This is a genomic window from Sinomonas flava (assembly GCF_039531875.1).
In the GTDB taxonomy this organism is placed as follows: Bacteria; Actinomycetota; Actinomycetes; order Actinomycetales; family Micrococcaceae; genus Sinomonas; species Sinomonas flava.
This window is the reverse complement of the sequence record NZ_BAAAQW010000009.1, coordinates 1-24,897: the sequence shown is the minus strand read 5'-3', so window position 1 is coordinate 24,897 and position 24,897 is coordinate 1. Positions and strand designations below refer to the sequence as shown.

The following is a 24,897-nucleotide window of genomic DNA, read 5'->3' as shown; positions in this document are numbered from 1 at the left end:
GAGGTGGGCGCCGCCGTCGTGCGCCCCGCGGGCATCGCGCGCGAGGACGCTGGCGACGGCCGCGACGCCGACGACCTCGGGCGCGCCCTTGGTGAGCGTGCCTGTCTTGTCGAAGAGGACGGCCTTGACGGTGCGCATGCGTTCGAGGGCCAGGCGGTCCTTGACGAGGACTCCGCCCTTGGCGGCACGCTCGGTCGAGATGGCGATGACGAGCGGGATGGCGAGGCCGAGCGCGTGGGGGCAGGCGATCACGAGGACGGTGACGGTGGCCGTGACGGCGGTCGGGAGGTCGCCGAGAAGGGTCCACGCGATGAACGTGAGGAGGCCCGCGCCGGTCGCGAAGTAGAAGAGGAACGCTGCGGCTCGGTCGGCGAGCGCCTGGGCCCGGGAGGAGGAGGCCTGCGCGTCGGCGACCATGCGCTGGATGCCCGCGAGCGCCGTCGACTCCCCCACGGCCTCGACGCGCACCCGGAGGCTCGTGTCGGTCGCGACGGTGCCCGCGACGACGGTGTCCCCGGGTCCGCGCGTGACGGTCTTGGACTCGCCCGTGATCATCGACTCGTCGAGCTCGGCGGTGCCCTCCTCGATGCGGCCGTCGGCGGGGAGCCGGCCGCCGGCGCGCACGAGGACGAGGTCACCCACCGACAGCTCGGAGGCCGGGACCGTCTCCGTCTCGCCGGTGCCACGGACCCGCTCGGCCTCGTCGGGCAGGAGTGCGGCGAGCGCCTCGAGCGCCCCGCGCGAGGCGCCGAGGGCGCGCATCTCGAGCCAGTGGCCCAGGAGCATGATCGTGACGAGGAGGGCGAGTTCCCACCAGAAGTCGAGGTCGAACCCGCCGATCCCCAGGCTCGTCGCCCAGGACGCGGCGAAGGCAACCGTGATCGCCATGGCGATCAGCAGCATCATCCCCGGCTTGCGGGTCCTCGCCTCGCCGAGGCCGCCCTTGAGGAACGGCAGGCCGCCATAGAAGAAGATCACGGTCCCCAGGACGGGGCCGATCCACTCGCTGCCGGGGAACATCGGCGGCATCGCGCCGAAGAGGTGCCAGAACATCGGGCTGAAGTACACGACGACAAGCGACAGCCCGAGGGTCAGCCAGAAACGGTCGCGGAACATGGCGACCGAGTGGCCCGCGTGCTCCCCATGGGTGTGGACCGCGTGCGGGTCGTCGTGGCCGGCGTGGAGCTGGGCGGTCATGTCGTGCCCGGCGTGGTCGTGCATGGTGTGGTCTGTCATGGTCAGCGCCGTCCTCCTGGGGTGCAGATGGTTCGTCGCTGGGGGCGATCGGCGGTAACGGGGCGGGACCGCGTCCATCGCTGGCAGCATGACCAACATACCCCTAGGGGGTATGTTTCGCAACCGTGCTGCCGGGCGGCACGCGGCACCGCGTGAAACTGCGCAACTCGCGGCGCGGTGAACCCGATATGGGGCCCGGGAGGCCGCGGATTGTGCAGTTTCCGACGGCTCAAGCGCGGCGGCCAGACCCACAGGGTGTGGGAGCCTGCACGGCCCGCCTCGGAGTACTGTCCTAGCCATGACCCAGGAACCCCAGGCGCAGGAACCCCAGGCGCCGGCCCTCGAGTACACCGCGACGCTCTCGGTCACCATCGCCGAGCCGATCGACGTAGGCCCGACACCCGAGGGGCACCGCCGGATCATCCCGATCACGGGCGGCACCGTCTCGGGCCCCCGGCTCAAGGGACGCGTGCTCCCGGGCGGGGCGGACTTCCAGATCCTGCACACCCCGGAGCTCAGTCAGCTCGACGCCCGCTACGCCCTCGAGCTCGAGGACGGCGCGATCGTCTCGGTGGACAACGCCGCCATCCGGTCAGGCTCCGCCGATGCCCTGGGCCGGATCGCCCGCGGCGAGGCGGTGGACCCGCAGGAGATCTACTTCCGCTGCGCACCGCGGCTGCGGTCCTCCGCACCAGAGTGGGACTGGGTGAACCGCACGATGTTCATCGGCACGGGCGAACGCTACCCGGACCGCGTCGTCGTGCACGTCTTCGCCGTGGGATGACGCACGGCCCGCGCGAAGGGCTCGGCGGCGGGTCGCCGGGCCACGGCGGTTGACCAGCCACCCGTCCCGCATAGGGTGGAGGCATGGCGGATGCAGAGGGGCTCCTGCGCGAGCTGGCCGGACGGCACAGGGTGGCGACATCGTTCTGGGGATGGGACGGGGCCGAGCATCCTGTCTCCGACGCGACTCTCCGGGCCGTCCTGGGCGCACTGGGAGTGCCGGTCGGCTCCACTGACGAGATGCTCGCGGCGCTGGACGACATCGACCTCGAGCCGTGGCGCCGGCTCCTCCCGCCGGTGGTGGTCACCCGTCAGGGCCACGAGGCCCCCGTCCAGGTCCACGTGCCGCACGGCAGCTCCGTGTCGGTCTGGGTGACCGCTGAGGACGGCACCTCGTACACCGTGCGGCAGGTCGACGACTGGGAGGAGCCGCGCACGGTGGACGGCGTGCTGACCGGCCGCGCCGTCTTCCTCCTGCCGTCCGAACTTCCTCTGGGCTGGCACACGCTCCACGCGGAGACGGACGGGCGGACCGCGTCGTCGCCCCTGGTGGTCACGCCGACGCAGCTCTCGACCACCCAGCGGCTGGCCGAGGGGCGCCGCTGGGGCCTCATGGCGCAGCTGTACTCGGTCAGGTCGCGCCGCTCCTGGGGCATCGGCGACTTCGGGGACCTCGCCGACCTCGCCGCCGTCGCGGGGGCGGAGGGGGCGGGCTTCGTCCTCGTGAACCCGCTCCACGCCGCGGAACCGGTGCCCCCGATCCAGGACTCCCCCTACCTCCCGACGACCCGCCGCTTCGTCAACCCGCTCTACCTCCGGATCGAGGACATCCCGGAGTACGGCTACCTCAATCCGGAGGACCGGGCCCACGTCGAAGAGCTCGCCCGGGAGCGGGCGGCGGCCAATTCCTCCTCGGGGCTCCTCGACCGCAACGCCACGTTCGCAGCGAAGCTCGCGGCGCTCGAGCTCGTGTGGCATGTTCCGCGCAGCCCTGCCCGCGAGCAGGCCTACCGGCGGTTCCGCAACGGCGCGGGCCCGGGCCTGGACGACTTCGCGCTCTGGAGCGCCCTCGCCGCGGCGCACCAGGCGGACGACGCCGCGCCGAGCTGGCCGGCGCCCGCGAGCGCTGAGGCCGACCGTCTCAAGGAGCAGCTCGCGGACCGGGTGGACTTCTACCGCTGGCTCCAGTGGCTCTGCGACGAGCAGCTCGAGGCAGCCCAGCGGACGGCGCAGGACTGCGGCATGGACCTCGGGCTGGTCCACGACCTCGCCGTGGGCGTGCGCCCTGACGGCGCCGACGCCTGGGCCCTGTCCGGGACGCTCGCAGAGGGCGTCTCGGTGGGGGCACCGCCGGATGTGTTCAACCAGCAGGGCCAGGACTGGAGCCAGCCCCCGTGGCACCCGGGGCGCCTCGCCGAATCGGGCTACGCGCCGTACCGCGACATGCTCCGCACGATCCTCCGCCACGCGGGCGGGATCCGCGTGGACCACATCCTCGGGCTCTTCCGCCTGTGGTGGATCCCAGCAGGCGGGTCCCCGGGCGAAGGCACGTACGTCTACTACGACCACGAGGCCCTCGTGGGCATCCTCGCGCTCGAAGCCCAGCGGGCGGGCGCCGTCGTGATCGGCGAGGACCTCGGCGTCTTCGAGCCGTGGGTGCGCGACTACCTCGCGGAACGGGGCATCTTCGGCACCTCGATCCTGTGGTTCGAGAACGACGCCGAGGGGCGCCCCCTCGAGCCCGAGCGGTACCGGCAGCAGTGCCTGACCAGCGTCAACACCCATGACCTCCCCCCCACCGCCGGTTACCTCGCGGGCGAGCATGTGCGCCTGCGCGAGTCGCTCGGCCTGCTCGAGCGGCCCCTGGAGGAGGAGCTCGCGGCGGCGGCCAGCGAGCTCGAGGGAATGATGGGGCTCCTGCGCGAGCGTGGCCTCCTGCCGGAGGCCGGCAGCAGCGAGGCCGACGAGCAGCGGACCATCGAGGCGCTCTACACGCTCACCACCCTGACGCCGTCGGCCCTCCTCGGCGTCGCACTCGTGGACGCCGTCGGCGACCGGCGCACCCAGAACCAGCCCGGCACCCACCTCGAGCACCCGAACTGGCGGATCCCCCTCACAGGCCACCACGGCGAGGCCGTCTTCATCGAGGACCTCGCCGCGAACCCGCGCTTCGCGTCCCTCGTGTCGACGATCCAGGGAGCCCTCGGCTCCTGACCCTGCACGCGCCAGCGGAGTGGAGGCTCCCACTGCCGCCGTGGGATAATCTGCGTATGAATGCAGATAAGAAGATGTGCGGATTGGACGTGGACAGCGGCTACGTCGAACTCGCCGTCGAGGTCTTCTCGATGCTCGCCGACGCGACGCGCATCCGCGTCATCCTCGCCCTGCGCGAGGGCGAGCACAGCGTCAACGACCTCGCCGAAGCCGTCGGCAAGTCCCCCGCCGCCGTCTCGCAGCACCTCGCGAAGATGCGCCTCGCCCGGATCGTCGCCACGCGCCAGATGGGCACGCGCGTCTTCTACCGCCTCGAGAACGAGCACGCGAGCAAGCTCGTCACCGACGCGATCTTCCAGGCCGAGCACGCCCTCGAGGCCCACCCCCGCCACCACCACGGAGAGAAGGCCGGCGCATGAGCGCGCAGCACAGCCACACCCACGCCCACACGCACGACGACGGGCACCACCACGACCACGGCCACGGGCATGACCACGACCACGGCCACGGCGTCCTGGGTGCGCTCAAGGAGTTCTTCGTCCCGCACACCCACGACTCGTCCGACTCGATCGACGACGCGCTCGAGGCCAGCACCGAGGGCGTGCGGGCGCTCAAGATCAGCCTCGTCGCGCTCCTGGCCACGACCGTGCTGCAGTTCGCCGTCGTCCTCGTCAGCGGGTCCGTGGCCCTGCTCGCAGATACGGTCCACAACTTCTCGGACGCGCTGACGGCGCTGCCCCTCTGGGTGGCGTTCCTCCTGGCCCGCCGTCCGGCGACCAGCAGGTACACCTACGGGCTGGGGAAGGCCGAGGACCTCGCGGGCCTGTTCATCATCGTCGTCGTCGCACTGTCCGCGATCGTGGCAGCATGGCAGTCCGTCGACCGCATCGTGCACCCCCAGCCGCTGACGAACCTGTGGTGGGTCATGGCGGCCGGCGTCATCGGATTCGCGGGCAACGAGGCGGTGGCCGTCTACAGGATCAGCGTCGGGCGCCGCATCGGCTCGGCGGCCCTCGTGGCGGACGGGGTGCACGCGCGCACCGACGGGTTCACCTCGCTCGCCGTCGTGCTCGGCGCGGCAGGCGTCATGCTGGGCTTCCCGCTCGCCGACCCGATCGTGGGCCTGGCCATCAGCGCCGCGATCTTCGTGCTGCTGTGGGGCACTGTCAAGAGCCTCGGGCGGCGCCTGCTCGACGGCGTCGAGCCCGCGCTGGTGCACCGCGCCGAGCACGCGCTCGGGCACACGCCCGGCGTCCTCGCCGTCGACCGCGTGCAGCTGCGCTGGATCGGCCATCGGCTCCACGGCTCGGCCCTGGTCCGGGTGGCCGCGGCGACCACGGTGGCGAGTGCCGACGTCGTGCGCCGGGACGCCGCCGAACGACTGGGCCGGGCGCTGCCGAACGTCGAGGAGATCACGGTGACCACGACGGCGCACTGAGGGCAGTGACTCGGGGGGTGCTGCGCAGATACGCTGGTGGTCTCCAGATCTTCCTGGGAGGCCCCGTGTCCTCTAGCCCACCCCCTCCCGAGGCCCCTTCGGTGTCGCCGGGCCAGGTGCGCGGTGTCATGACGGGCCTCATACTCGGCATGTTCCTCGCCTCGCTCGACCAGACGATCGTGGCGACCTCGATCTACACCGTGGCCAACGACCTCGACGGGCTGAGCCTGCAGGCGTGGGCCACCACCGCGTACCTCATCACCTCGACGGTGAGCACCCCGCTGTACGGCAAGCTTTCGGACATCTTCGGACGGCGGCCGCTCTACCTGGTCGCCATAGCGGTCTTCCTGGCCGGCTCCCTGTACGCCGGCTCCGTGCACTCGATGGCGGAGCTCGCCGTCGCCCGCGGAATCCAGGGCCTCGGCGCGGGCGGCCTCATGGCCTTGGCGCTGGCAATCATCGGGGACATCGTCCCGCTGGCCGACCGCGCGAAGTTCCAGGGCTACTTCATGTCCGTGTTCGGGGTCTCCTCCGTGCTCGGCCCCGTGATCGGCGGAGCCTTCGCGGGGGCGGACCAGATCCTGTGGATCACCGGCTGGCGGTGGGTGTTCTTCGTGAACGTCCCGGTGGGCCTCGCCGCCCTCGTCACCGTCTTCCTCTTCCTCCACCTGCCTGCCCGCTCCGAGCGCCAGCGCATCGACTACCTCGGGGCCGCGACGATCACCGCGGGCCTCGTGCCCCTGCTCCTCGTCGCCGAGCAGGGCAGAGGCTGGGGGTGGACGTCCGCCCCTTCACTCGCGTGCTACGGCATCGGCGCCACGGGGCTCGCCCTGTTCGTCCTCGTCGAGAGGCGCGCGGGCGATTACGCCCTCATCCCGCTGCGCCTGTTCTCGAGCCGCCAGTTCACGCTCTCGGCGCTGCTGAACTTCCTCATCGGCGTCGGCATGTTCGGCGCCATCGCGATGCTGCCGATGTACCTCCAGCTGGTGCAGGGCCTCACACCTACACAGGCCGGGCTGCTCATGATCACGTTCACGCTCGGGATCATGTCGGCCTCGATCATCGCCGGACGGACGATCTCCGCCACCGGCATCTTCAAGGTCTTCCCCATGATCGGCACCCTCCTGCTCACGGGCGCCTCCGTGACCATGGGCATCGTGCTCACGGTCGACTCCCCGCTGTGGGTGCCGGCCGTCGTCGCCGTGTTCTTCGGCATGGGGCTGGGCTGCTGCATGCAGCCCCTCGTCCTCGCCATGCAGACGGCCGTGCCGCTGAAGGACATGGGCGTGGGCACGTCGACGGCGGCGTTCTTCCGCTCGATGGGCGGGGCCGTGGGCACGGCCGTCTTCATCTCGATGCTCTTCAGCCTCGCGGCGGACAAGGTCGGCGACGCGCTCAAGGCCGCAGCCGCCCGCCCCGAGTTCACCCAAGCGCTCCGCGACCCGTCCGTGCGGGCGGACCCGGCCAACCGCCAGCTCTTCGACCTCTTCCAGGGAGCCTCGGGCGGCCTGAGCACCGACAGCCTCAACGACACGAGCTGGCTCCGGAACGCGGATGCCGTGCTCACCCACCCGATCAAGGACGGCTTCTCCCAGGGGGTCGACGGCGTGATGCTCACCGCTGGCGCGCTCATGGTCGTGGCGTTCCTGGTCACCCTCGCGCTGCCGAACGTGAGGCTGCAGGACCCGAAGGCCGCCATGAGGCGGGCGCCTGCGGAATAGGGAGCGCCGTCAGGCCAGGCGCTGCTGCGTGACGCCGAAGGGGACGCTCTCGTCGAGCGCGACGGTGAACTCCCCGGCGGCCTCGCGCGTGACGAGGATGCCGCAGCACGGGTTGGCCGCGGCGCGCTCCTGGAGCGTTCCGATCGCACTGCCCAGCGCCGAGTCGAGCTCGTGCGCCGAGTCGACGACGACCCTGAGCGCGTGGTGCTGGTGGGTTCCGTAGGACATGGTGACTCCTCAGTACTTCCGTATCTGCCCGAAAACGGTACCGGGCGAGGATTTGTCAGACAAATGCACGAAAGGCGCGGCGCCCCGCGCGATACGACATTTGTCGCAGGTTGGGTGTGACGATCAAGACACTCTGTATGGTCAAGAGCACAGTGCGATGGCTGTACGCTGGAATGGCCCTGTTAGGGGCATCACATTGATGGCAAACACTGCGAAGGTCTGCGCACTATGACTACGCCTAACGTCCCGGGGGCCCCGACCGGCTCAACGTCGAGCCACGCCGACGAGCCCCACCTCTCACGCGGACTGTCCAACCGCCACATCCAGCTGCTCGCGATCGGCGGTGCCATCGGCACCGGCCTGTTCATGGGTTCCGGCAAGACCATCTCGGTGGCCGGCCCCTCGGTGATCTTCGTCTACATGATCATCGGCTTCATGCTCTTCTTCGTCATGAGGGCCATGGGCGAGCTCCTCCTGAGCAATCTCAACTACAAGTCGTTCTCCGACTTCGCGGGCGACCTGCTGGGCCCCTGGGCCAGCTTCTTCACCGGCTGGACCTACTGGTTCTGCTGGGTGGTCACGGGTGTCGCCGACGTCGTCGCGATCGCCGGCTACGCGAACGAGCTGTGGCCCGGCATCCCGCTGTGGATCCCCGGCATCGCCACGATCCTCATCCTCCTGGCCCTCAACCTCCCCACCGTCAAGGCGTTCGGCGAGGTCGAGTTCTGGTTCGCCCTGATCAAGATCGTCGCGATCATCGCGCTCATCGTCACGGGCCTCTACATGATCTTCACGGGCTTCTCCTCGAGCGCGGGCACGGCCTCGTTCACGAACCTGTGGCAGCACGGCGGCTTCTTCCCCAAGGAGTTCATGGGCTTCGTCGCGGGCTTCCAGATCGCCGTCTTCGCCTTCGTCGGCATCGAGCTCGTCGGCACCGCCGCCGCAGAGACCAAGAACCCGGAGCGCAACCTGCCCCGCGCCATCAATGCGATCCCCGTCCGCGTGGGCCTCTTCTACGTCGGAGCGCTCGTGATCCTCATGTCGGTCACGCCCTGGATGGAGTTCAAGGCCGGCCACTCGCCGTTCATCGGGATGTTCTCCCTCGCGGGCCTCGGCGCCGCCGCGACCCTCGTCAACCTCGTGGTCCTCACCTCGGCCATGTCCAGCGCCAACTCGGGCATCTACTCGACCTCGCGCATGGTGTTCGGCCTCGCGATGGAGGGCGACGCGCCGTCGGTCTTCGGCAAGCTCTCCTCCCGCAAGGTGCCCCAGAACGCGCTGTTCCTCTCGTGCGTGCTGCTGCTCTCCGGCGTCGTGCTCCTCTACGCGGGCAAGAGCATCGGCGAGGCGTTCGACATGGTGACCACGGTCTCCGCGGTCTGCTTCATGTTCGTGTGGTCGATGATCCTCGTGAGCTACCTCGTCTTCCTCAAGCGCCGCCCCGAGCTCCACGCGGCGTCGAAGTACAAGATGCCCGGCGGCCGCGTCATGGTCTGGGCCGTGTTCGCCTTCTTCGCCTTCCTCGTCTGGGCCCTGACCACCCAGCCGGACACGCTCACCGCGCTGCTCGTGACTCCGGTCTGGTTCATCGTCCTCGGCATCGCGTGGCAGTTCGTGAAGAAGTCCCCGGTCCACCAGGCACGCATCGCGAACCACGCGGAGACCCTGCACGAGGAGGCCAAGGTCAACGCCTGACCTTCCTTCCTCACGCACCCACGACGGTGGGTGCGCGGCTCACACGGGCCGGGCACCCGCCGTCGTGCGTCTGCGTGGCGCTCGGCCCGCCGCTACGCTTGGGCGCATGAGCCGATTCGCCCCGCGCACCACACCGGCCCTCGAGCCGGACGACGCAGCCCGCCTGGCGGAGGCGCTCGAGGCGAAGGACGTGGCGGTGTTCGTGGACGGGACCGTGCACCGGCTGACGGGCGCCGCCGACGAGGCCGTCCGCGACCTCCTGGCCCGGCTCGCCCGCGGGGAGGCCGTGACCGTCACCAGCGCCGACGATGTCCTGACGGTGGCGCAGGCGGCCGAGCTGGCCGGGATCAGCCACTCGTACGTGCGCAAGCTGACGACCAACGGCACCTGGCCGGTCGAGTACCGCGGCACGCACCGGCGGATCAAGCGCGAGGACGTGCTCGCGTGGGTGGCGGCCCAGAAGACGTCGCAGGGACGTGACTCCTCGCGGGCGGGGGACGGCTAGAGGCGGGGGCGGGCGGCCCAGCGGCGGGCCTTGAGCGCGAGGTGCAGCTCCTGGCGCACCCGGCCGGAGAGCGGCTCGGCCCGGATGATCTTCCGCACCCGTGCGAGCCGGTGGTACACCGTGGAGCGGTGGACGTGCAGCTTGTCCGCGACCGCCTGGACGGCGCCGTCGCTGTCGTAGAGCATCTCGAGCACGGGCAGGAGCTCGTCGTTGCGGTCCTCGGCCTCGAGGAGCGAGAAGTAGATGCTCGTCGGCTCGGCCGCGAGGGCCCCCATGAGCTGGTAGGCGCCCACGCTGCGCGCGTCCACGAGCTCGCCCAGCACTGGGTCCACGGCCGCGGCCTGGACGGCCGTCTTGGCCTGGGCGTACGCCTCGCCGAGCTCGCGCAGGGACGAGAACGGCTCGCTGATACCCACGAGCACGCGGCCCGCGGGGCGGCCCGAGCGCTTGGCGAGCTCGCGCTCGTAGTGGGTGAGGACGGCCGCGTGGCTCGCCCGCGCGGTGGTGGCCGCGAAGAGCACGACGGCGTGCGTCTCGGTCCCGACGCTGAAGAGCGCCGGGTCGATTCCCGCGGTCGCCTGCAGGGCCGCGGTGCTCGTCGCGACCACAGCGGCCTGCGGGTCCGACGGGGTGACGCCCTCGGGGTCGACCAGCACCACGACCTGCCAGGGGGCGTGGCCGTGGACCTCCCGCCACCCGGAAATGGCGGCGAGCGCGGACTTGTCCCCGGCAGCCGCGGCGAGGAACTCGGTCTCGCGTCGGCGCCGGTGCTCCGACTCGGCCGTGTTCGACTCCAGGAGCAGGCCTGCGATGAGCTCGATCTCGAGGCGCACCGCGGGCAGTGCCGCAAGGATCCCGCCGGAGCCTTCCTCCCCCGCGTTCTGCTGCACCCAGAGGTAGCCGACCCTGAAGCCGCGCACGAGCAGCGGGACGCACACGCGCCCGTACATGCCGAGGTCCGGGTTTGCGGGAACGGTGACGGGCCGGACGGCGGTCGCGACGCCGTGGGACAGCTGCCACGCCTGCACGTCGGCCGGCAGGCGCTTGGAGAGGAGGAAGTTCACGCGCGCCGGGTCGGCCTGGGACTGGTTGGACGAGTAGGCGATGAGCAGCCCGTCGAGGTCCTCGACGCTCAGCCCCCGCCCGAGCTTGGCCGCCGCCGCTTCCACCAGATCCTCGACGCCATGACGCATGGACTCCAGCATATCCTCCCCGCGACCACATGCGGGGACAGTTGCCGCCCTGAGCCACGACAAATGTCGAACCGCAATCTGTGAAAAGCCCGGAATTCCGGGGGCCGCAGACGGGCACATGGTGGTATACCTGTTAGCTGTCTCACAAACGGGCCTACGCTGGAAGCACCGAAGAACGGCCCCGGACGGGGCTTACCGGCCCCCTCGAACACAGCCGGCCCCCCTCGAACACAGACGGAGACACAAGTGATCATCGGAGTCCCCAAGGAGATCAAGAACAACGAGTTCCGCGTGGCCATCACGGCCGCGGGAGTGCACGAGTTCGTGTCCCACGGACACACGGTCCTCGTCGAGCGCGGCGCCGGCGTCGGCTCCGGCATCACCGATGACGAGTACATGGTGGCCGGCGCCGAGCTCGTCACCGACGCCGCCGACGTGTGGGCGCGGGCCGGGATGGTCATGAAGGTCAAGGAGCCGATCGCCTCCGAGTACCGCTACTTCCGCAAGGGCCTGATCCTCTTCACCTACCTCCACCTCGCCGCCGAGCCGGAGCTCACCCGTGCCCTCCTCGAATCCGGCGTCACTGCGATCGCCTACGAGACGGTCCAGGACGGCCGGAAGCTTCCGCTCCTCGCGCCGATGTCCGAGGTCGCCGGGCGCCTCTCGGTCCAGGTGGGCGCGCAGGCCCTCCTCGCACCGAACGGCGGCAAGGGCGTGCTCCTGGGCGGCGTCCCCGGTGTCCGCCCAGCCAAGGTCGTGGTGCTCGGCGCCGGCATGGCAGGGACCAACGCCGCCGTCGTCGCCATGGGCCTCGGTGCGGACGTCACGATCCTTGACATCAACATCGGCCGCCTCACCGAGCTGGACGCCCTCTACGGCGGCCGCCTCAAGACGGTCGCGTCGAACAAGTACGAGATCGAGAAGTCCCTCGTCGAGGCGGATCTCGTGATCGGCTCGGTCCTGATCCCCGGCGCGAAGGCGCCGAAGCTGGTGACCAACGAGCTGGTGGCCCGGATGAAGCCCGGCAGCGTGCTCGTGGACATCGCGATCGACCAGGGCGGCTGCTTCGAGGACTCCCACCCGACCACCCATCAGGACCCGACCTTCCAGGTCCACAACACGACGTTCTACTGCGTTGCCAACATGCCCGGCGCGGTTCCGAACACCTCCACCTACGCGCTCACGAACGTGACCCTGCGCTACGGCGTCCTGCTCGCGGACCTCGGCGTCAAGGGAGCCTTCGAGAAGGATGCGGCGCTCGCCTCCGGCCTCAACGTGGCCGCCGGCCAGGTCACGCACCGCTCGGTCTCCGAGGCCCACGGCCTCCCGCTCGCGCAGGACTGGCACGCGCTCGTGGCCGCCTGACCGCGCCGACCCAACGCCAGAGACCCCGCAACCGGTGTTGCGGGGTCTCCTGCATCCCGCCGGGACACCGCAGGGGGGCCGTGTGACCAAGGCCACGCCGCGCCCCGGAACAGCGCACCGCCGTCATTGGTTGACGCATCACAGAAGTCGCCGCGCCCCGCGGAGACGCCGTCAACCAGAGGAGAACCCTTGGCCGAGAACACGATCCTGACCCTCGTCGGCAGCCTGCGCGCCGAGTCCGTCAACAGCAAGTTCGCCGAGGTGGCCACTGCGGCCGCTCCCGAGGGCACCGAGGTCACCACCTTCGCTGGCCTCGAGGAGATCCCGTTCTACAACGAGGACCTCGACGTCGAGGGCAAGGTCCCGGCCAAGGCCGCCGAGCTGCGCGCCGCCGTCGCGGCCGCGGACGGCCTCCTGTTCGTCACCCCGGAGTACAACGGCACGATGCCGGCGGTCCTGAACAACGCGATCGACTGGATCTCCCGTCCGTTCGGCGCCTCCTCCGCGACCGGCACCAAGGCCGCAGTCATCGGGACCTCCGCCGGCCAGTACGGCGGCGTGTGGGCGCACGACGACGTCCGCAAGTCCCTGAAGATCGCCGGCGCCGAGGTCCTCGAGGACGTCACGCTGGCCGTCGGCGCCTCCTACTCGCGCTTCGCCGAGGTGGAGCCGAAGGACGACGCCGAGGTCGTCGAGGGCATCAAGAACGTCCTCGCCTCCCTCGCGGCTCCCGCCGCCGTGCTCGAGGCAGCCTCCGCCAACTGACTCCGAAGGTCACCTCCTGAAGGTCAGGTCCTGAAGGTCACCTCATGTGACCCCCAGGACCTGACCTTCAGATGCGTCGGTGGGGGCGTGGGGCGCCGTCGGGGCCGAAAGGCCGTGTCCGCCGCGCTCCGCTCGCCCTACGCTGGGCGCCATGACGCACGACGCCGGCACTCACCTGAGCTTCTGGGGAGCCACGGACACGGTCACCGGGTCCCGGTACCTCCTCGAGCACGGCGGCCAGAGGATCCTCGTGGACTGCGGCCTCTTCCAGGGCTACAAGAAGCTCCGCGAGCGCAACCGCGCCCCGCTGCCGCTCGCGCCGTCGTCGATCGACGCCGTCGTGCTCACCCACGCGCACCTCGACCACAGCGGCTACGTGCCGGCTCTCGTGCGGGACGGCTTCCGCGGGCCGGTCTACGCGACGCCGGGCACCGCGGAGCTGTGCACGCTCCTCCTCCCGGACAGCGGGCACCTGCTGGAGGAGGAGGCGGAGACGGCGCGCCTGCGCGGGTCCTCGCGGCACCATCGCCCGCGCCCCCTCTACACGGCCGCCGACGCCGTCGAGGCCCTGCGCAGCTTCCGGCCGCACCCGTTCCGGGAGCCGCTCGGGATCGGCGACGGGATCAGCGTGCGCTTCGTCCCCGCGGGGCACATCCTCGGCGCCTCGCAGGTCCGCGTCACCCTCGGCGCCGGCGGGAGCGAGCTCACCGTGCACTTCACAGGGGACCTCGGCCGCCGCGACGATCCGCTCATGAATCCGCCGGAGCCGCTCGAGCCCGCGCAGGTCCTCGTCGCGGAATCGACCTACGGAGACCGGGCGCACCCCGCCGAGAGCGCCGAGGACGCGCTCGGCGACGTGGTGCGGCGGGTCGCGAAGCGGGGCGGCGTCGTCGTGATCGCGGCGTTCGCCGTGGGGCGGGCCGAGACGCTCATGCTCCACCTCGCCCGGCTGCGCCGGAAGGGGAAGATCCCGGACATCCCCGTGTACCTCAACAGCCCCATGGCCGTGGACGCGAGCGAGATGTACCGGGACCACCGCGACGAGCACCGGATCGACGAGCGCGAGTTCCGCGAGATGTACAACCTGCCGACCATGGTCCGCGAGCCGGACGACTCGAAGCTCCTCAACCTCCGGGGAGGCCCCATGGTGATCATCTCGGCGTCGGGCATGCTCACGGGCGGCCGCGTCCTGCACCACGTGGAGGCTTACGGCGGCGAGGCGAAGAATGCCATCGTGCTCAGCGGGTACCAGGCCGGCGGCACGCGCGGTGCCTCCCTCCTGGACGGCGCCGGCTCGCTGCGGATCTACGGCCGGGACGTGCCGATCCGCGCGGAGGTCGTGAGCCTCGAGAACCTCTCGGCGCATGCCGACGCGGACGAGATCCTGCGCTGGATGGGCGCCTGTTCCGCCGCACCCCGGATGGTGTACGTGACGCATGGGGAGCCGGAGGCCTCGGATGCGCTGCGCCGGCGGATCCAGCACGAGCTGGGCTGGCGCGCCCGGGTGCCCGAGCACCTCGAGCAGGTCGACCTCGCCGATCCGCGGTGAGCCGGTCGGCCGGATGAGCCCGCCGAAACAAGCCAAGCCGGGGCGCCGTGCCCCAGCCGTGACACCTCCGGCCCGACGCCGTGCGTCCGTTGCCGCCCCGTGCCCCAACCGCTGCCGAAGCGTGAGCCCGCAGGCATTCATCCGCCCCGGTCCGCGGGCCTACGGTGGTCTCACCCGGCGGCGGGTGCCCTCCCCCGCCGGGGCCAGCCCGTGACGAAGGGGGCTCCCATGGGGAACCGGCGCCTCGCGCTCGCCCTTCTCGGCCTGCTCGCCGCGCTCCCGATCTCCGGCTGCTTCCCGCAGGCAGGCCCGGCGCCGTCGGCACCCCCGTCCGCGTCCTCGTCCCCGGCGTCCCCCGCACCGCCCTCGCCGAGGCCCTCCCCTGCCTCCGCACCCGGTTCCCCGACGTCCGCCGCGGGCCCGACGCCGGCCAGCGCGCCGCCGTCGTCCTCGCGGGGCACGCCGTCGCCCACTGCCGCGGGCACGACGCCGGCCACCGCCCCTCCCGCCGGCACCGCACCGGCGGCGGAGCTGCCCGAGAGGGTCGCAGCCCTGACCATCTACTACGTGGCGGTGGGCGACGGCGGGGTGGCCGGTCCCGCGATCGGGTGCGGCGACAGCCTGGTCGCCACCTCCACCGCCCCCGAGCGCTTCCGCGACCAGGTCGCGCCGAGCATGCGGAGGCTCCTGGCCGACCACCGGGCGATGCTGGGGCAGTCGGGGCTGTACAACGCGCTGTACCAGTCGGACCTGACGTACGACGGCGCCGCGTACGACGGGCGCACGATCACGGTCTACCTGTCCGGCACGTTCACCCTCGCCGGCGTCTGCGACGTCCCGCGCGTCACGGCGCAGCTCGAGCGCACCGCCATCACCGCGGCGGGGGCGGCCCAGGCGAACATCCTCGTCAACGGCCGCCCGCTCGCCGCGGTCCTGAGCCTCAAGTAGGCCTCGCGGCACTCGCCGTAGCCGACCGCGGCACGCGGGTCTACGCTGGGAGGAGGACCGGCACCCCATCGCGCGCTGGGCGCGGTCCCGGTCCCGCGGACATGAACGAGGCGATGACCGATGTCAGGATTCGAGCCCGACAACGACGACCGTGTGCACACCGAGGCACCCGCCGAGGGCGATCCCGAGCTCGACGCGACCGAGATCCGGGCCCATTCCGAGGATCCCGCCGAGGGACCCGACGACGACTAGGCGCCTCCCGCAGGAACGCCCCGTGATCGGCTGTATGCCCCAGCTGCCCGGGACCGGCGCCACGTCCGCTCCACGGCGGCCATCGCCCGAGAGGCGACGGCCCAGTAGGACGCGCCCGCGACGAGCGAGACGCAGACCGCCGCCCCGGCTAAGGCACTGCCCTCACCTCCGACGAGGCCGAGCCGTCCGCCCGCCTCAACCACGAGCGGGTACACGAGCCAGTGCGAGAGGTACACGTACAGGGACGCCGAGGCGAGGACCGCCACGAGGCGGTGCAGCCCGCGCGGGACGGGCAGCGTGGGCAGCCAGAGGAGGATCAGCACGCCGGCCAGGATCGTCGCGTTGCGGTACTCGTTGTGGAAGAAGCCCGGCACGGTGACGAGCGCGAGGAACGTGACCAGCGAACGCTGCCAGAGCGTGCGCGCGGCGGCGGTGGCCCAGCCGAGGGCGAAGAGCCACAGGACCGGGCCCTGGTGCGCGACCGAGGGAATGAGGTGGAACCGCTCGGCGAGCGCGACGCCGAACAGCGCGAGGGGGAAGCCGAGCGGCCACCGCCGCTGGGCCCTGCCCGCCCAGGGGAGCGCGAGAAGCGCCATGACGGCGAGCAGGACGTACACGAGCTCCTCGACGAACCAGAACCGCGAGGTCGTGTTCCACCCCTCGGGGCCGAGCAGTGAGTTGAGCAGCAGGATGTTCTGCACGGTGTAGTCGCCCGTGACGGCGTACGCGAACGCGATGAACGCGACGCTCGGCACCAGGATCCGCGCCAGTGACCGCGTCTGGCTCCGCAGGCGCTCCCGACGGCTGCCCGTGAGCTGGAAGCGGGCGAAGTTGAATCCGGCGAGCGCGAACAGCACATGGGCGGTTCCCGGCCAGATGAACCACTCGATATGCGTCGCGATGATGAAGACGATCGCCAGCGCGCGCAGCACGATCCCGCTCTCCATGGGAGCGATGGCCCGGCTGAGCAGGCGCCGCGCACGACGCCGGCCCGCGCCCGGGTGCCGCACCCCGCCGGGGACCGGGGCGGGGTGGGAGGCGGGGGTGTCCGCGTGCAGGGCCCCGTCGGCGGACAGGTCCGGATCCGGGGCGAGGGCGGCGAGCTCGGCGACCGGCATGAGGTGCCATCCGAGGGGCAGGGTCCCGAGTGCGGACTCGAGCCGCACGGACGCGGCCACGTAGGAGAGCGAGTCGCCGCCGAGCGAGACGAACGTGTCCTCCCCGCCCACGTGCTCGATTTCGAGGGCCTCGGCGAAGATGCGCGCGATGTCGGCCGTGCTGGGCCCGGCGGACGGATCGGGGCGGAGGCCGTCCCGCTGCGCGGTCCCCGGTCCGCCGCCCGTGGCGGCGAGGGCGAGTACGCCCCGGTAGTCCACCTTCCCGTTGGGCAGCCGCGGGATCGACTCGACGGGATGCACGACGACGGCGGCCCGCGGGAGCCCGACCCGCGCCGCGAGGTCCTTGGCGACGAGCTTCGCGTCGGCGACGGGCCCGGGGAAGGCGACCGGCCCGCCGTCGTGCGTCGTCTCCACGGCGAGCACGAGGCGGGTGTCGTCGCCGGCGGCGGCCGCGGCGACGCCGTCGTGCGCGAGCATCCGCTCGACCTGTCCCAGGTCCACGCGCAGGCCGGCGATCTTCACGAACCGTGAGCGGCGGCCCACGATTTCGTAGAGGCCGGGCCCGGTGCGGCGGGCGAGGTCCCCGGTGCGCAGCTCGGCGACGGTCCGGCCGAGGGACAGGTCAGCAGGTTCCTCGGCATAGCCGAGCATGACGTTGGGGCCCGCGTAGACGAGCTCGTGCAAGGGCTCGCCGTCGGGGCCGTCGAGGCCGTCCACGGGGTCGAGGCGGAACGAGCCTCCGGGAATGGGCACCCCGATCGCGTGGGGGTGCTCGGTAGCGAGGTCCGGCGGGAGGTAGGCCATCCGCGCGGTGGCCTCCGTGGCCCCGTACATGACGAAGAGGTCCCAGCCGCGGCGGCGGCCCTGCTCGGCGTAGCGGCGGACCCGTTCGGGCTCGAGCTTCCCGCCGGCCTGGGTGACGCAGCGAAGGTGCGGGAGGTCCATGTCCGCGAAGCCCACTCGGTCGAGGAGGTCGAACGTGTAGGGCACCGCCGCGAACGAGGTCACGCGCTCCGTCCGGGCCAAGTCCCAGAAGCACGGGTCGACCACGGAGAGGTCGGTCAGGACCACCGCCGCGCCGACCTCAAGGTGGGAGTTGATGACCGAGAGCCCGTAGCAGTAGGACATCGGCAGCGTGGTGGCCGCGCGGTCCGCGTCCCGGAGGTGGAGGTACTGCGCGATGGCGGAGGCGTTGGCCTCGACGCCCTCGGCGGAGAGCCGCACGAGCTTGGGGGACCCGGTCGACCCGGACGTGCTGATCAGGAGGGCCAGGTCCGGGTGGAGCTCGTGCCGGGTGCCGCGGCGGCGCTCGTGGATGACCGGGGCCGGTTCGGCGCCGCCCGTGGGTGTGCCGAGGCGGGGAGTGCCGAGGCCCGGCGAGCGCATGACGACGTCGGGATCGTAGGCGGCGATGATCGCCTCGGCGGCGTCCGGCTTGCCCGTCGGGAGGACGAGCAGGGGGTGCCCGGCCGCGAGTGCCGCAAGGTATGCGGTCAGCGAGGGCAGGTCGTTGGCGGGCTCGAGCGCCACGAGCCGGCGGGTCGGGCCGAGGAGCCGGACCACCTCGTCGACGCGGCGCGCGAGGTCGCGGTAGGTGAGTGTGCTGCTGCCGGCGCCCCCCGGCACGACGACCGCGGGGCGGTCTCCGTGCCGTTCGAGTGCTGCGGCGAAGGACACCCCGGCGAGGTCTGGCTGGGCGGCGGCTGGCTGGGCGGTCATCGCCACCTACCCTAAGAGGTAAGGCTAACCTCATACAAATATCGGCATGTTTATGTTTCGTATTGTGCCGCCGCAGCCCGGGCGGGGCGTAGCGTGGGGGGAATGGAGTTCAGGTACGACGTCGAGGTCCTGCACCTGCTCGTCTCCCCCGCTCACGCCTACTTCGGCCGGGCGCGCGACGGCGCCGCGGACGTCCCGTCCGAGGACGCGGCGAGCGTGGAGGTCGTGGCCGGCAAGGGCATCGTGGGCGACCGCTTCTTCGGCAAGGCCGCCCATATGGACGCCGCGGTGACCCTCTTCGCCGTGGAGGCGCTCGAGGCGATCGGGAAGGATCTCGGCCGAGGACCAGAGGAGGAGCCCCTCGACCCGCTCGTCACCAGGCGGAACGTCATCGTGCGGGGCGCGCAGCTCAGCCCGCTCGTGGGGCGGGATTTCGCGTTCGAGTCGGGCGGCGGCGTCGTGCGCCTCCACGGCGGGAGGCCGGCGCATCCGTGCGCGTGGATGGACCGGGTGCTCGCGCCTGGGGCGCATGCGGCGATGCGGGGGCGGGGCGGAATCCGCTGCCGCCCGCTCACCTCGGGGACGCTCCGCCGGGGGCCGGCCGTGCTCGTCAGCCCCGTGCCTCTGGACCCCGCCAGTGCGGGCGAGGCGGCGGCGCTCCGCCCCTCGCGCCTGCCGTAGGGCCGCGCCCCGTAGGGCTATGCGTCAGGTCCGCTCGGAGGCGCGCTGGGCCAGCCGCGCAAGTCCCTTCTCGAAGTCCCGGCCGACCATCTTGTCCATGTCCACGAACCTCGAGAACAGCGCGGCGACGCCCTTGTTCTCGCCCTTCATCGACCAGGTGACGCGGGTGCCGCCGCGGTCCGGCTCGAAGGTGAAGCCCGTCGGGTTCACGGCCCTGAAGGGCTTGACGAACACCAGCCGGATCCGGATGCTGGCGGGCGCCTGGGAGTCGAGGATCTGCATGCTCCCGGCACCGGCCCTGCGGTTGCCCTTCCAGGAGTAGGCCGCCCCCACGCCGGATTCGGGCCCCGAGTACGTGCGCTGGAGCGCGGGGTCGAGGTCCTCCCACGGCGACCAGGAAGCCCATTCGCGGAAGCTGTTCACGAGGGGGAAAACGGCCTCCGGCGGCGCTGGGATGAAGGCACTCCGCGTGATCGTAAACTCAGCCATGGCCCCATGCTAGGCGCGCGCATGCCCGCCTCGGCAGAGGCGGGCATCGGGTGCCGGGGCGCGCCTCGGCAGGGGTGGGGGCTGGTGAGGTCAGGTACGGGCCCGTCCGAGGACCCAGCCGATGAGGGCGAGGACCAGGAGGATGATGCCGACCCAGAGGAGGAAGCTCAGGGCCTGGTTGAACCCTCCGACGAGCAGCAGGATGATCGCGATGACGCCGGCGATGATCAGAAGTGTGTTCATGGTCACATTTCTTCCCGGAGGCGGACGAACGAAACACAATGTGCTATGCGGCTAGGCGCGCAGGCTGGGTTCGTAGGCCGTGTAGCCCTTCCTGAGCCGCACCGAGTCGGGGCCGAGGCCCGCGAGGTCGTCCCACAGGACGAGGAACGAGCCCCGGTGCCGCCAGCTGAGGATCTGGGCGACGGGCCATGGCTGGCTGATGCCCTGGCGCTCGTAGCCCAGGAACGAGCTCGCCGTCCGCGGGCTGACGAGGACACCGACCAGCCGGGGCGCCGCGAGCAGGGCGTCAGGCCCGCCCTCCAGCACGAAGCGCAGGTCGGACACGACGCCGAGCCGCTTCCCCTCCGCATCCAGCACCGCCGCCCCGAGCACGTCACTGAGGATCATGCCGGCCCCCCGGGATCCGCCCGATGATGTGGTCCCGCACCCACCGCTCCGTCCAGGAGGCGTCGAGCGAGTCGGCTCGGACTCCGAGGCTGAGGACGGTCCCGACCTTGGACACCGCCGACCAGGGCACGCGCAGCAGGCGGCTTGCCGGCACGCGCCCGCCGAAGATCCGCGTGGCCAGGACGGGCCCGGTGAGGAGGGCGGAGATCCACGGGGCTGGGGCGCCGGGTTCTATCGGCTGGTCCGGGTCGTGGCCGTCGAGCTCGAGGTCGTCCACGGTCGTGACCGGGACGCCGTCCGCGTCGAGGATCTGCCGGTCGAGGAGGTGCAGCTGCGCGTCGAGGACTCGGCCCTCGAAGCGGGGCGCCTTCTCGAGGCGGTCTGGGATGGTGGTCACTGTCCGGCTCCCGTGATGATCATGAGCGGGATCGCCGCCACGGAGGCGATCAGGATGATGACGAGGAAGACCGTGGCGAGGACGTTCACGGCCCGCCCGTTGACCCGCTCTCCCATGTAGCCCGGGTCGTTGGCGACGATCATGATCGGCAGGTAGGTCAGCGGCAGCGCGATCGCCGAGAAGACCACCGAGTACTCAGTCACGAGCACGGGGTCGACCCCTGTCGCGAGTACCGCCCCGGCGACCACGAGGCACACGATCATCGCCAGGTGGAAGCGCGCCGCCTCGGCGGGCCGGCGGAACTTGCCCCACGGCCAGCCGAAGTACTGGGCCAGGGTGTACCCGCTCGAGAGGGTGGTCTCGAGCGCCGCCCCGAACGTCGCCGCGATGATGCCGACGATGAGGACGGCCAGCGCGATCTGGCCACCGCCCTGCGCGACGGGGAGGGCCACTTGGGAGAGCGAGACGACCTCGATCCCGGCTGGCAGGAGCACGACGGCGGCGCACACGGCGATCGTGAGCGAGAGGAACCCCCCGAGGGGGAAGCCGATGAAGACGTTGATGCGGGACTGGGCGATGTCCTTGGGCCCCCAGCGCTCCTCGACTGCGCCCGAGGAGAAGAAGAACACCTCGTACGGGGTCATGGCCGCGCCGAACAGGGCGATGGCGTAGTACCAGTAGCTTCCGGCCGACTCCCCGGAGGGGACGGCTGGTGTGAGCGCATCCTTGAGGAGGTCGCCCCACTGCGGGCCCAGAAGCGCGAGGGCCACGGCGAAGACCACGAGGCATAGGCCCAGGAGCCCGGTCACGTTCTCCATGATCGAGAACCGCACCCGCCAGATCACGAGCCACACGGCGACGATCGCGAGCGGGATCCACAGTTCGTACTGAACCCCCATCGCGAGCTGGAGCGCGAGGGCGATCCCGCCGACCTCCGCCGTCACCGTCATGAGGTTGATGAGGAACGACGCCGCGAGGTTGGCGAGCCCCGCCCGGGCGCCGAGCCGCTCGCGGATCACCTCGAAGGTAGCGCGCCCGGACACGGCGGCCACGCGCCCGGACATGTTCGCGAAGAGGCAGATCCCCACGACGCCGACAACCACGACCCACGCGAGCGAGAGCCCGAACCGGGAGCCCACGACGGCGTTCGTGACGAGGTCGCCGATGTCGACGAACCCGCCGATCGCCGTCAGGATGCCGAGTGCGACGCCGAGGAGCCGCTTCATGGGACATCAGCCCCGATGCCCCCGGCAGCATCCTGGATGCCCGCCTCCGCGGCCCGCACCTCGGCGAGGAGGTTCGCGGCGGGTGAGGCAGCGCCGTCGTGCGCGAGGCCGTCCCGCACGTGGGCGAGCGCGCCGGCGAGCCGGTCGACGGCGGCTGCTGCGGCATCGCGCTGCCCGGCCTGCTCGGGAGTCCGCGCCTCGAGGGCCCTGACGTCCTTGAGGGCGGACTCGGCCTCGCGGACCATGTCGCCGACCACCGTCTCGGCGGCGGCGTGGGTGGTGCGGCCATCGATCATCAAGGTGAGCGCGAGGGCGGTGGAGTGCGCGGCACTCGACGCCGTGGTGAGCGGCTGCTTGAGGGACTCGGCAGACGGCGCGACGCTGCAGCCGCCCAGCCCCGCCATGATGGCGGCCGACAGGGCCACTGCAGCGCCACGCTCCCGCCACGCGCCGAGCCGCATCGCGCGGCCCGGCCGCAGGGCGTGGTCAGGCGGAGATGCCTTCGACCAGTTCGCCAACCCTCTCCTCGGCGTAGTGCCGGGCGATGTCCGCCTGGCAGATGATCCCGACGAGCCTGTGGTCGTGGATGACCGGCAGGCGTCGGACCTGGTGTTCGCTCATGACGGCAATCGCGTCCTCGATCGTTGCCTCCGAGTCGACCCAGTACAGCCGCCCCTGCGCGAGGTCGCCGGCGAGGACGATGTCCGGGTCGCCGTCCTCCGCGAGGCACCTGACCACGATGTCGCGGTCAGTGAGCATCCCGATGATCTTGCGGTTCTCGCCGCAGATGGGCAGGGAGCCGACGTCGAGGCTGCGCATCCGCTCGGCGGCGCGGCGCAGGGTGTCCTTCTCGCCGATGCATTCGGCGTTCGGGGTCATGAGGTCCTTGACCATGGGCATGGCATCCTCCCTCTCGTCCCGGCGCACCGGCACGGCCCCGTGTGACCGACCTGACGAGCGCGCCGTTCACTCCCTTCCACCGTGCTACCCGGTCAGGGAGAGGTCAAGCGCACGACGCCGCGTGGCTAGGCGCCGCCGTCGGGCTGCCGCTCCGCGGCGACGCGGCCGGACTTCACGGCCTTGGCGAGCGCCGCGAGGTCCGCCTCGGTCTGGTCGGCATACGCGCGCGCCCAGCGGGCCATCGCAGCGTCCGCCGCAGGCGACCGGCCGAGGTAGCCGGCGATCGCGCCGCTCCCGGGGCTCTGCGCGTGGGCACGGGCCAGGAGCCGTCCGCACAGCTTCGCGTACCGGAACGCATGGTCCGAGCTCAGGCGCGTGAGGTTGACGGTGCCCTTCATGTCCCGGAACTGGCGGAGGTAGTAGTCCCGGGGCGCGTCGCCCTCGCTGCGCGTGTCCCGGATCCACCCGAGGAACGTGTCCGACTGGGCCTGCAGGATCCGCTGCGACCCGACCACGCGATAGCCCTGGCCGTGGAGGGCCAGGTCCGCGGCGACGAAGCCGGGCGGCACGGTGAGCCCGCCGTGGGTCTGCAGCACCGAGGGCCGCGCCTCCTTGGCCTGCAGCACGAAGGGATCTCCCGTAGGACCCTCGAGGAGGACGATCCAGGACCTCAGGCCGATGCTGCCGACGCCGACGACGCGCAGCGCGTAGTCCGCGAGGCGGTACTGGCTCAGCAGGAGGGACGCGTCCGGACGCAGCGTGCGGCGGTAGGACGCATAGAGCTCCTCGAGGTAGTCGATCGCGAGCACGTCCGGGTGCCGCATGATCGGCGGCTGGTCGACGATCCGCAGGGAGCCGTCCTCGGTGCGGGTCCCGATCTGGGACAGCACCTGCTCCGAATCCCTGTGCCGCGCCTTCCGGGCGTCGCCGCTGAGGAACCCCGACCGGCGGGCCGAGGCAAGCAGGTCCGTCTCGACCTGGAAGTAGAACCGCTCCACGGCCGTCCTCCGGTGCAGCTCGCGGATGGTCTCCCGGTACTCCCGCGCGGCCCCCTCCGCCGCCTCGCGGCACCGCGCCTCCGAGTACCCGTTCGTGCGGCCCATGACCCATGCGCTTGCGGCAAGCCGCTTCAGGTCCCATTCCCACGGCGCAGGGAACGCCTCGTCGAAGTCGTTCAGGTCGAACAGGAGCCGCCTCTCAGGGCTCCCGAAGAAGCCGAAGTTGGCAAGGTGCGCATCGCCGCATGCGAGGACCTGCGGGCCCGAGACCGGGGCACCCGCGAGGTCTGCTGCCATGACCGCGGCGGCACCGCGGAGGAAGGCGAAGGGGCTCTCGAGCATCCGCCCCACCCTCAGCGGCACGAGGTCCTCGAGGCGGCCTTCGTGCTGTCCGGTCAGGATCGCCACGGCGTCCCGGCCCGATGACCCGTACGTGCCCTGGTCCCTGCGCGGCAGGGCCTTGCGCAGGGCCCGCCCCGCCTTTGCCTGTTCGGCGTGGGTCTGTTCCGCCTGGGCCTGTTCGGCGTGCGTCGCTGCCACACGGTCAGACTAGGCCGCGCCGGGGGCGGGCGGAACCGCCGGAGAACCCGGTCGGACGCCTCAGTGTGCCGTGGCGTAGAGCCGAGGAAGGTGCCGCCCCGCTGGTCCAGGGCCCGACGCCTCCCGCGGCGCTGAACCTCCCGCGGCGCTGAGCCGGGCGAGGAGGTCCGTCGTGAGGGTGTGGGGGTGCCGGTCTAGGCGGCGATCTTGCGGCGCATGCGGTCCAGGAGGCGGCGCAGGAGGCGCGAGACCTGCATCTGGCTCACCCCGAGCTCGGCAGCGATCTCGCTCTGGCTCATCTCCTGCA

General features: G+C 71.6%; 26 protein-coding genes. 13 read left to right on the top strand and 13 right to left on the bottom strand.

What is annotated here, in order from left to right; translation table 11 throughout:
- Positions 1–1,236: HAD-IC family P-type ATPase (locus ABD298_RS14560; protein WP_425564441.1), on the bottom strand; the 1,236-nt coding region annotated here is incomplete at its 3' end.
- A gap of 298 nt (positions 1,237–1,534) precedes the next feature.
- Here ABD298_RS14560 and ABD298_RS14555 point away from each other — a divergent pair.
- From ABD298_RS14555 to ABD298_RS14535, 5 genes are all read left to right on the top strand, one after another.
- Positions 1,535–2,020: a DUF3237 domain-containing protein gene (locus ABD298_RS14555; RefSeq protein ID WP_344300471.1), complete on the top strand. Its 486-nt coding sequence runs from the start codon at positions 1,535–1,537 to the stop codon at positions 2,018–2,020.
- A gap of 83 nt (positions 2,021–2,103) precedes the next feature.
- Positions 2,104–4,233, top strand: a complete 2,130-nt coding sequence (gene malQ / locus ABD298_RS14550; RefSeq protein ID WP_344300470.1) for a 4-alpha-glucanotransferase — start codon at positions 2,104–2,106, stop codon at positions 4,231–4,233.
- Between the two features lie 56 nt (positions 4,234–4,289).
- A complete protein-coding gene (locus tag ABD298_RS14545) occupies positions 4,290–4,652 on the top strand; it encodes an ArsR/SmtB family transcription factor (protein WP_344300469.1) in 363 nt (120 codons plus the stop codon).
- Complete coding sequence (locus tag ABD298_RS14540) at positions 4,649–5,671, top strand: cation diffusion facilitator family transporter (RefSeq protein ID WP_344300468.1); 1,023 nt, start codon at positions 4,649–4,651, stop codon at positions 5,669–5,671. The genes ABD298_RS14545 and ABD298_RS14540 overlap by 4 nt, the downstream gene beginning before the upstream one ends.
- A gap of 128 nt (positions 5,672–5,799) precedes the next feature.
- On the top strand, positions 5,800–7,392 hold the full coding sequence (locus ABD298_RS14535) for an MDR family MFS transporter (protein ID WP_425564439.1): 1,593 nt from the start codon (positions 5,800–5,802) through the stop codon (positions 7,390–7,392).
- A 9-nt stretch (positions 7,393–7,401) separates the two neighbouring features.
- Here the strand turns inward: ABD298_RS14535 and ABD298_RS14530 are convergent, their stop codons facing one another.
- Positions 7,402–7,620 carry a hypothetical protein gene (locus ABD298_RS14530; protein ID WP_344300467.1) on the bottom strand — a complete coding sequence of 73 codons (219 nt, stop codon included), beginning with the start codon at positions 7,618–7,620 and terminating at the stop codon, positions 7,402–7,404.
- 228 nt (positions 7,621–7,848) lie between these two features.
- Here ABD298_RS14530 and cycA point away from each other — a divergent pair, with 228 nt between their 5' ends.
- Positions 7,849–9,315: a D-serine/D-alanine/glycine transporter gene (cycA, locus tag ABD298_RS14525; RefSeq protein WP_208710623.1), complete on the top strand. Its 1,467-nt coding sequence runs from the start codon at positions 7,849–7,851 to the stop codon at positions 9,313–9,315.
- A 106-nt stretch (positions 9,316–9,421) separates the two neighbouring features.
- Positions 9,422–9,820, top strand: coding sequence for an excisionase family DNA-binding protein (locus ABD298_RS14520; protein WP_344300466.1), 399 nt, complete (start codon positions 9,422–9,424; stop codon positions 9,818–9,820).
- On the opposite strand, the gene ABD298_RS14515 is transcribed toward ABD298_RS14520, so the two are convergent.
- Positions 9,817–11,013, bottom strand: a complete 1,197-nt coding sequence (locus tag ABD298_RS14515; RefSeq protein ID WP_344300465.1) for a PucR family transcriptional regulator — start codon at positions 11,011–11,013, stop codon at positions 9,817–9,819. The genes ABD298_RS14520 and ABD298_RS14515 overlap by 4 nt on opposite strands.
- Positions 11,014–11,259: 246 nt before the next feature.
- Between ABD298_RS14515 and ald the strand changes: the two genes are divergently transcribed.
- From ald to ABD298_RS14490, 5 genes are all read left to right on the top strand, one after another.
- A complete protein-coding gene (ald, locus tag ABD298_RS14510; RefSeq protein WP_208710626.1) occupies positions 11,260–12,378 on the top strand; it encodes an alanine dehydrogenase in 1,119 nt (372 codons plus the stop codon).
- Positions 12,379–12,567: 189 nt separating this feature from the next.
- Positions 12,568–13,143 (top strand): NAD(P)H-dependent oxidoreductase, encoded by a 576-nt coding sequence (locus tag ABD298_RS14505; protein WP_344300464.1) that lies wholly within the window; start codon positions 12,568–12,570, stop codon positions 13,141–13,143.
- A gap of 151 nt (positions 13,144–13,294) precedes the next feature.
- Positions 13,295–14,692 (top strand): MBL fold metallo-hydrolase RNA specificity domain-containing protein, encoded by a 1,398-nt coding sequence (locus tag ABD298_RS14500; protein WP_344300463.1) that lies wholly within the window; start codon positions 13,295–13,297, stop codon positions 14,690–14,692.
- 228 nt (positions 14,693–14,920) lie between these two features.
- Entirely contained in the window at positions 14,921–15,640 is a 720-nt protein-coding gene (locus ABD298_RS14495; protein ID WP_344300462.1) for a hypothetical protein, read from the top strand.
- A gap of 120 nt (positions 15,641–15,760) precedes the next feature.
- On the top strand, positions 15,761–15,892 hold the full coding sequence (locus ABD298_RS14490; protein WP_255405361.1) for a hypothetical protein: 132 nt from the start codon (positions 15,761–15,763) through the stop codon (positions 15,890–15,892).
- Here the strand turns inward: ABD298_RS14490 and ABD298_RS14485 are convergent.
- Positions 15,889–18,729 carry an AMP-binding protein gene (locus ABD298_RS14485; RefSeq protein ID WP_344300461.1) on the bottom strand — a complete coding sequence of 947 codons (2,841 nt, stop codon included), beginning with the start codon at positions 18,727–18,729 and terminating at the stop codon, positions 15,889–15,891. The genes ABD298_RS14490 and ABD298_RS14485 overlap by 4 nt on opposite strands.
- A 102-nt stretch (positions 18,730–18,831) precedes the next feature.
- Between ABD298_RS14485 and ABD298_RS14480 the strand changes: the two genes are divergently transcribed.
- Complete coding sequence (locus ABD298_RS14480; RefSeq protein ID WP_344300460.1) at positions 18,832–19,410, top strand: MOSC domain-containing protein; 579 nt, start codon at positions 18,832–18,834, stop codon at positions 19,408–19,410.
- Between the two features lie 24 nt (positions 19,411–19,434).
- Here the strand turns inward: ABD298_RS14480 and ABD298_RS14475 are convergent, their stop codons facing one another.
- From ABD298_RS14475 to ABD298_RS14435, 9 genes are all read right to left on the bottom strand, one after another.
- Positions 19,435–19,899, bottom strand: coding sequence for an SRPBCC family protein (locus tag ABD298_RS14475; protein ID WP_344300459.1), 465 nt, complete (start codon positions 19,897–19,899; stop codon positions 19,435–19,437).
- Positions 19,900–19,989: 90 nt separating this feature from the next.
- Positions 19,990–20,142, bottom strand: coding sequence for a hypothetical protein (locus ABD298_RS14470; RefSeq protein WP_344300457.1), 153 nt, complete (start codon positions 20,140–20,142; stop codon positions 19,990–19,992).
- Between the two features lie 51 nt (positions 20,143–20,193).
- Positions 20,194–20,529, bottom strand: coding sequence for a PRC-barrel domain-containing protein (locus tag ABD298_RS14465; RefSeq protein WP_344300456.1), 336 nt, complete (start codon positions 20,527–20,529; stop codon positions 20,194–20,196).
- Positions 20,516–20,926, bottom strand: a complete 411-nt coding sequence (locus ABD298_RS14460) for a PRC-barrel domain-containing protein (RefSeq protein ID WP_344300454.1) — start codon at positions 20,924–20,926, stop codon at positions 20,516–20,518. The genes ABD298_RS14465 and ABD298_RS14460 overlap by 14 nt, the downstream gene beginning before the upstream one ends.
- Complete coding sequence (locus tag ABD298_RS14455; protein ID WP_344300453.1) at positions 20,923–22,152, bottom strand: Nramp family divalent metal transporter; 1,230 nt, start codon at positions 22,150–22,152, stop codon at positions 20,923–20,925. Before ABD298_RS14455 ends, ABD298_RS14460 begins: the two co-directional genes overlap by 4 nt.
- Complete coding sequence (locus ABD298_RS14450) at positions 22,149–22,670, bottom strand: hypothetical protein (RefSeq protein ID WP_344300452.1); 522 nt, start codon at positions 22,668–22,670, stop codon at positions 22,149–22,151. The genes ABD298_RS14455 and ABD298_RS14450 overlap by 4 nt, the downstream gene beginning before the upstream one ends.
- On the bottom strand, positions 22,639–23,052 hold the full coding sequence (locus ABD298_RS14445) for a CBS domain-containing protein (protein WP_344300451.1): 414 nt from the start codon (positions 23,050–23,052) through the stop codon (positions 22,639–22,641). The genes ABD298_RS14450 and ABD298_RS14445 overlap by 32 nt, the downstream gene beginning before the upstream one ends.
- A 125-nt stretch (positions 23,053–23,177) precedes the next feature.
- On the bottom strand, positions 23,178–24,590 hold the full coding sequence (locus ABD298_RS14440) for a DUF2252 domain-containing protein (protein ID WP_344300450.1): 1,413 nt from the start codon (positions 24,588–24,590) through the stop codon (positions 23,178–23,180).
- A 194-nt stretch (positions 24,591–24,784) separates the two neighbouring features.
- Entirely contained in the window at positions 24,785–24,889 is a 105-nt protein-coding gene (locus ABD298_RS14435) for a sigma factor-like helix-turn-helix DNA-binding protein (protein WP_344300580.1), read from the bottom strand.
- Positions 24,890–24,897 lie beyond the last annotated feature (8 nt).

What these genes read in the sequence shown, in the direction of transcription:
- ABD298_RS14555 (WP_344300471.1), top strand. Translation starts at nt 1,535, where the DNA reads ATGACCCAGGAACCCCAGGCGCAGGAACCCCAGGCGCCGGCCCTCGAG.
- malQ (WP_344300470.1), top strand. Translation starts at nt 2,104, where the DNA reads ATGGCGGATGCAGAGGGGCTCCTGCGCGAGCTGGCCGGACGGCACAGG.
- ABD298_RS14545 (WP_344300469.1), top strand. Translation starts at nt 4,290, where the DNA reads ATGAATGCAGATAAGAAGATGTGCGGATTGGACGTGGACAGCGGCTAC.
- ABD298_RS14540 (WP_344300468.1), top strand. Translation starts at nt 4,649, where the DNA reads ATGAGCGCGCAGCACAGCCACACCCACGCCCACACGCACGACGACGGG.
- ABD298_RS14535 (WP_425564439.1), top strand. Translation starts at nt 5,800, where the DNA reads ATGACGGGCCTCATACTCGGCATGTTCCTCGCCTCGCTCGACCAGACG.
- ABD298_RS14530 (WP_344300467.1), bottom strand. Translation starts at nt 7,620, where the DNA reads ATGTCCTACGGAACCCACCAGCACCACGCGCTCAGGGTCGTCGTCGAC.
- cycA (WP_208710623.1), top strand. Translation starts at nt 7,849, where the DNA reads ATGACTACGCCTAACGTCCCGGGGGCCCCGACCGGCTCAACGTCGAGC.
- ABD298_RS14520 (WP_344300466.1), top strand. Translation starts at nt 9,422, where the DNA reads ATGAGCCGATTCGCCCCGCGCACCACACCGGCCCTCGAGCCGGACGAC.
- ABD298_RS14515 (WP_344300465.1), bottom strand. Translation starts at nt 11,013, where the DNA reads ATGCGTCATGGCGTCGAGGATCTGGTGGAAGCGGCGGCGGCCAAGCTC.
- ABD298_RS14500 (WP_344300463.1), top strand. Translation starts at nt 13,295, where the DNA reads ATGACGCACGACGCCGGCACTCACCTGAGCTTCTGGGGAGCCACGGAC.
- ABD298_RS14495 (WP_344300462.1), top strand. Translation starts at nt 14,921, where the DNA reads ATGGGGAACCGGCGCCTCGCGCTCGCCCTTCTCGGCCTGCTCGCCGCG.
- ABD298_RS14490 (WP_255405361.1), top strand. Translation starts at nt 15,761, where the DNA reads ATGTCAGGATTCGAGCCCGACAACGACGACCGTGTGCACACCGAGGCA.
- ABD298_RS14485 (WP_344300461.1), bottom strand. Translation starts at nt 18,729, where the DNA reads ATGACCGCCCAGCCAGCCGCCGCCCAGCCAGACCTCGCCGGGGTGTCC.
- ABD298_RS14480 (WP_344300460.1), top strand. Translation starts at nt 18,832, where the DNA reads ATGGAGTTCAGGTACGACGTCGAGGTCCTGCACCTGCTCGTCTCCCCC.
- ABD298_RS14475 (WP_344300459.1), bottom strand. Translation starts at nt 19,899, where the DNA reads ATGGCTGAGTTTACGATCACGCGGAGTGCCTTCATCCCAGCGCCGCCG.
- ABD298_RS14470 (WP_344300457.1), bottom strand. Translation starts at nt 20,142, where the DNA reads ATGAACACACTTCTGATCATCGCCGGCGTCATCGCGATCATCCTGCTG.
- ABD298_RS14465 (WP_344300456.1), bottom strand. Translation starts at nt 20,529, where the DNA reads ATGATCCTCAGTGACGTGCTCGGGGCGGCGGTGCTGGATGCGGAGGGG.
- ABD298_RS14455 (WP_344300453.1), bottom strand. Translation starts at nt 22,152, where the DNA reads ATGAAGCGGCTCCTCGGCGTCGCACTCGGCATCCTGACGGCGATCGGC.
- ABD298_RS14445 (WP_344300451.1), bottom strand. Translation starts at nt 23,052, where the DNA reads ATGCCCATGGTCAAGGACCTCATGACCCCGAACGCCGAATGCATCGGC.
- ABD298_RS14435 (WP_344300580.1), bottom strand. Translation starts at nt 24,889, where the DNA reads ATGAGCCAGAGCGAGATCGCTGCCGAGCTCGGGGTGAGCCAGATGCAG.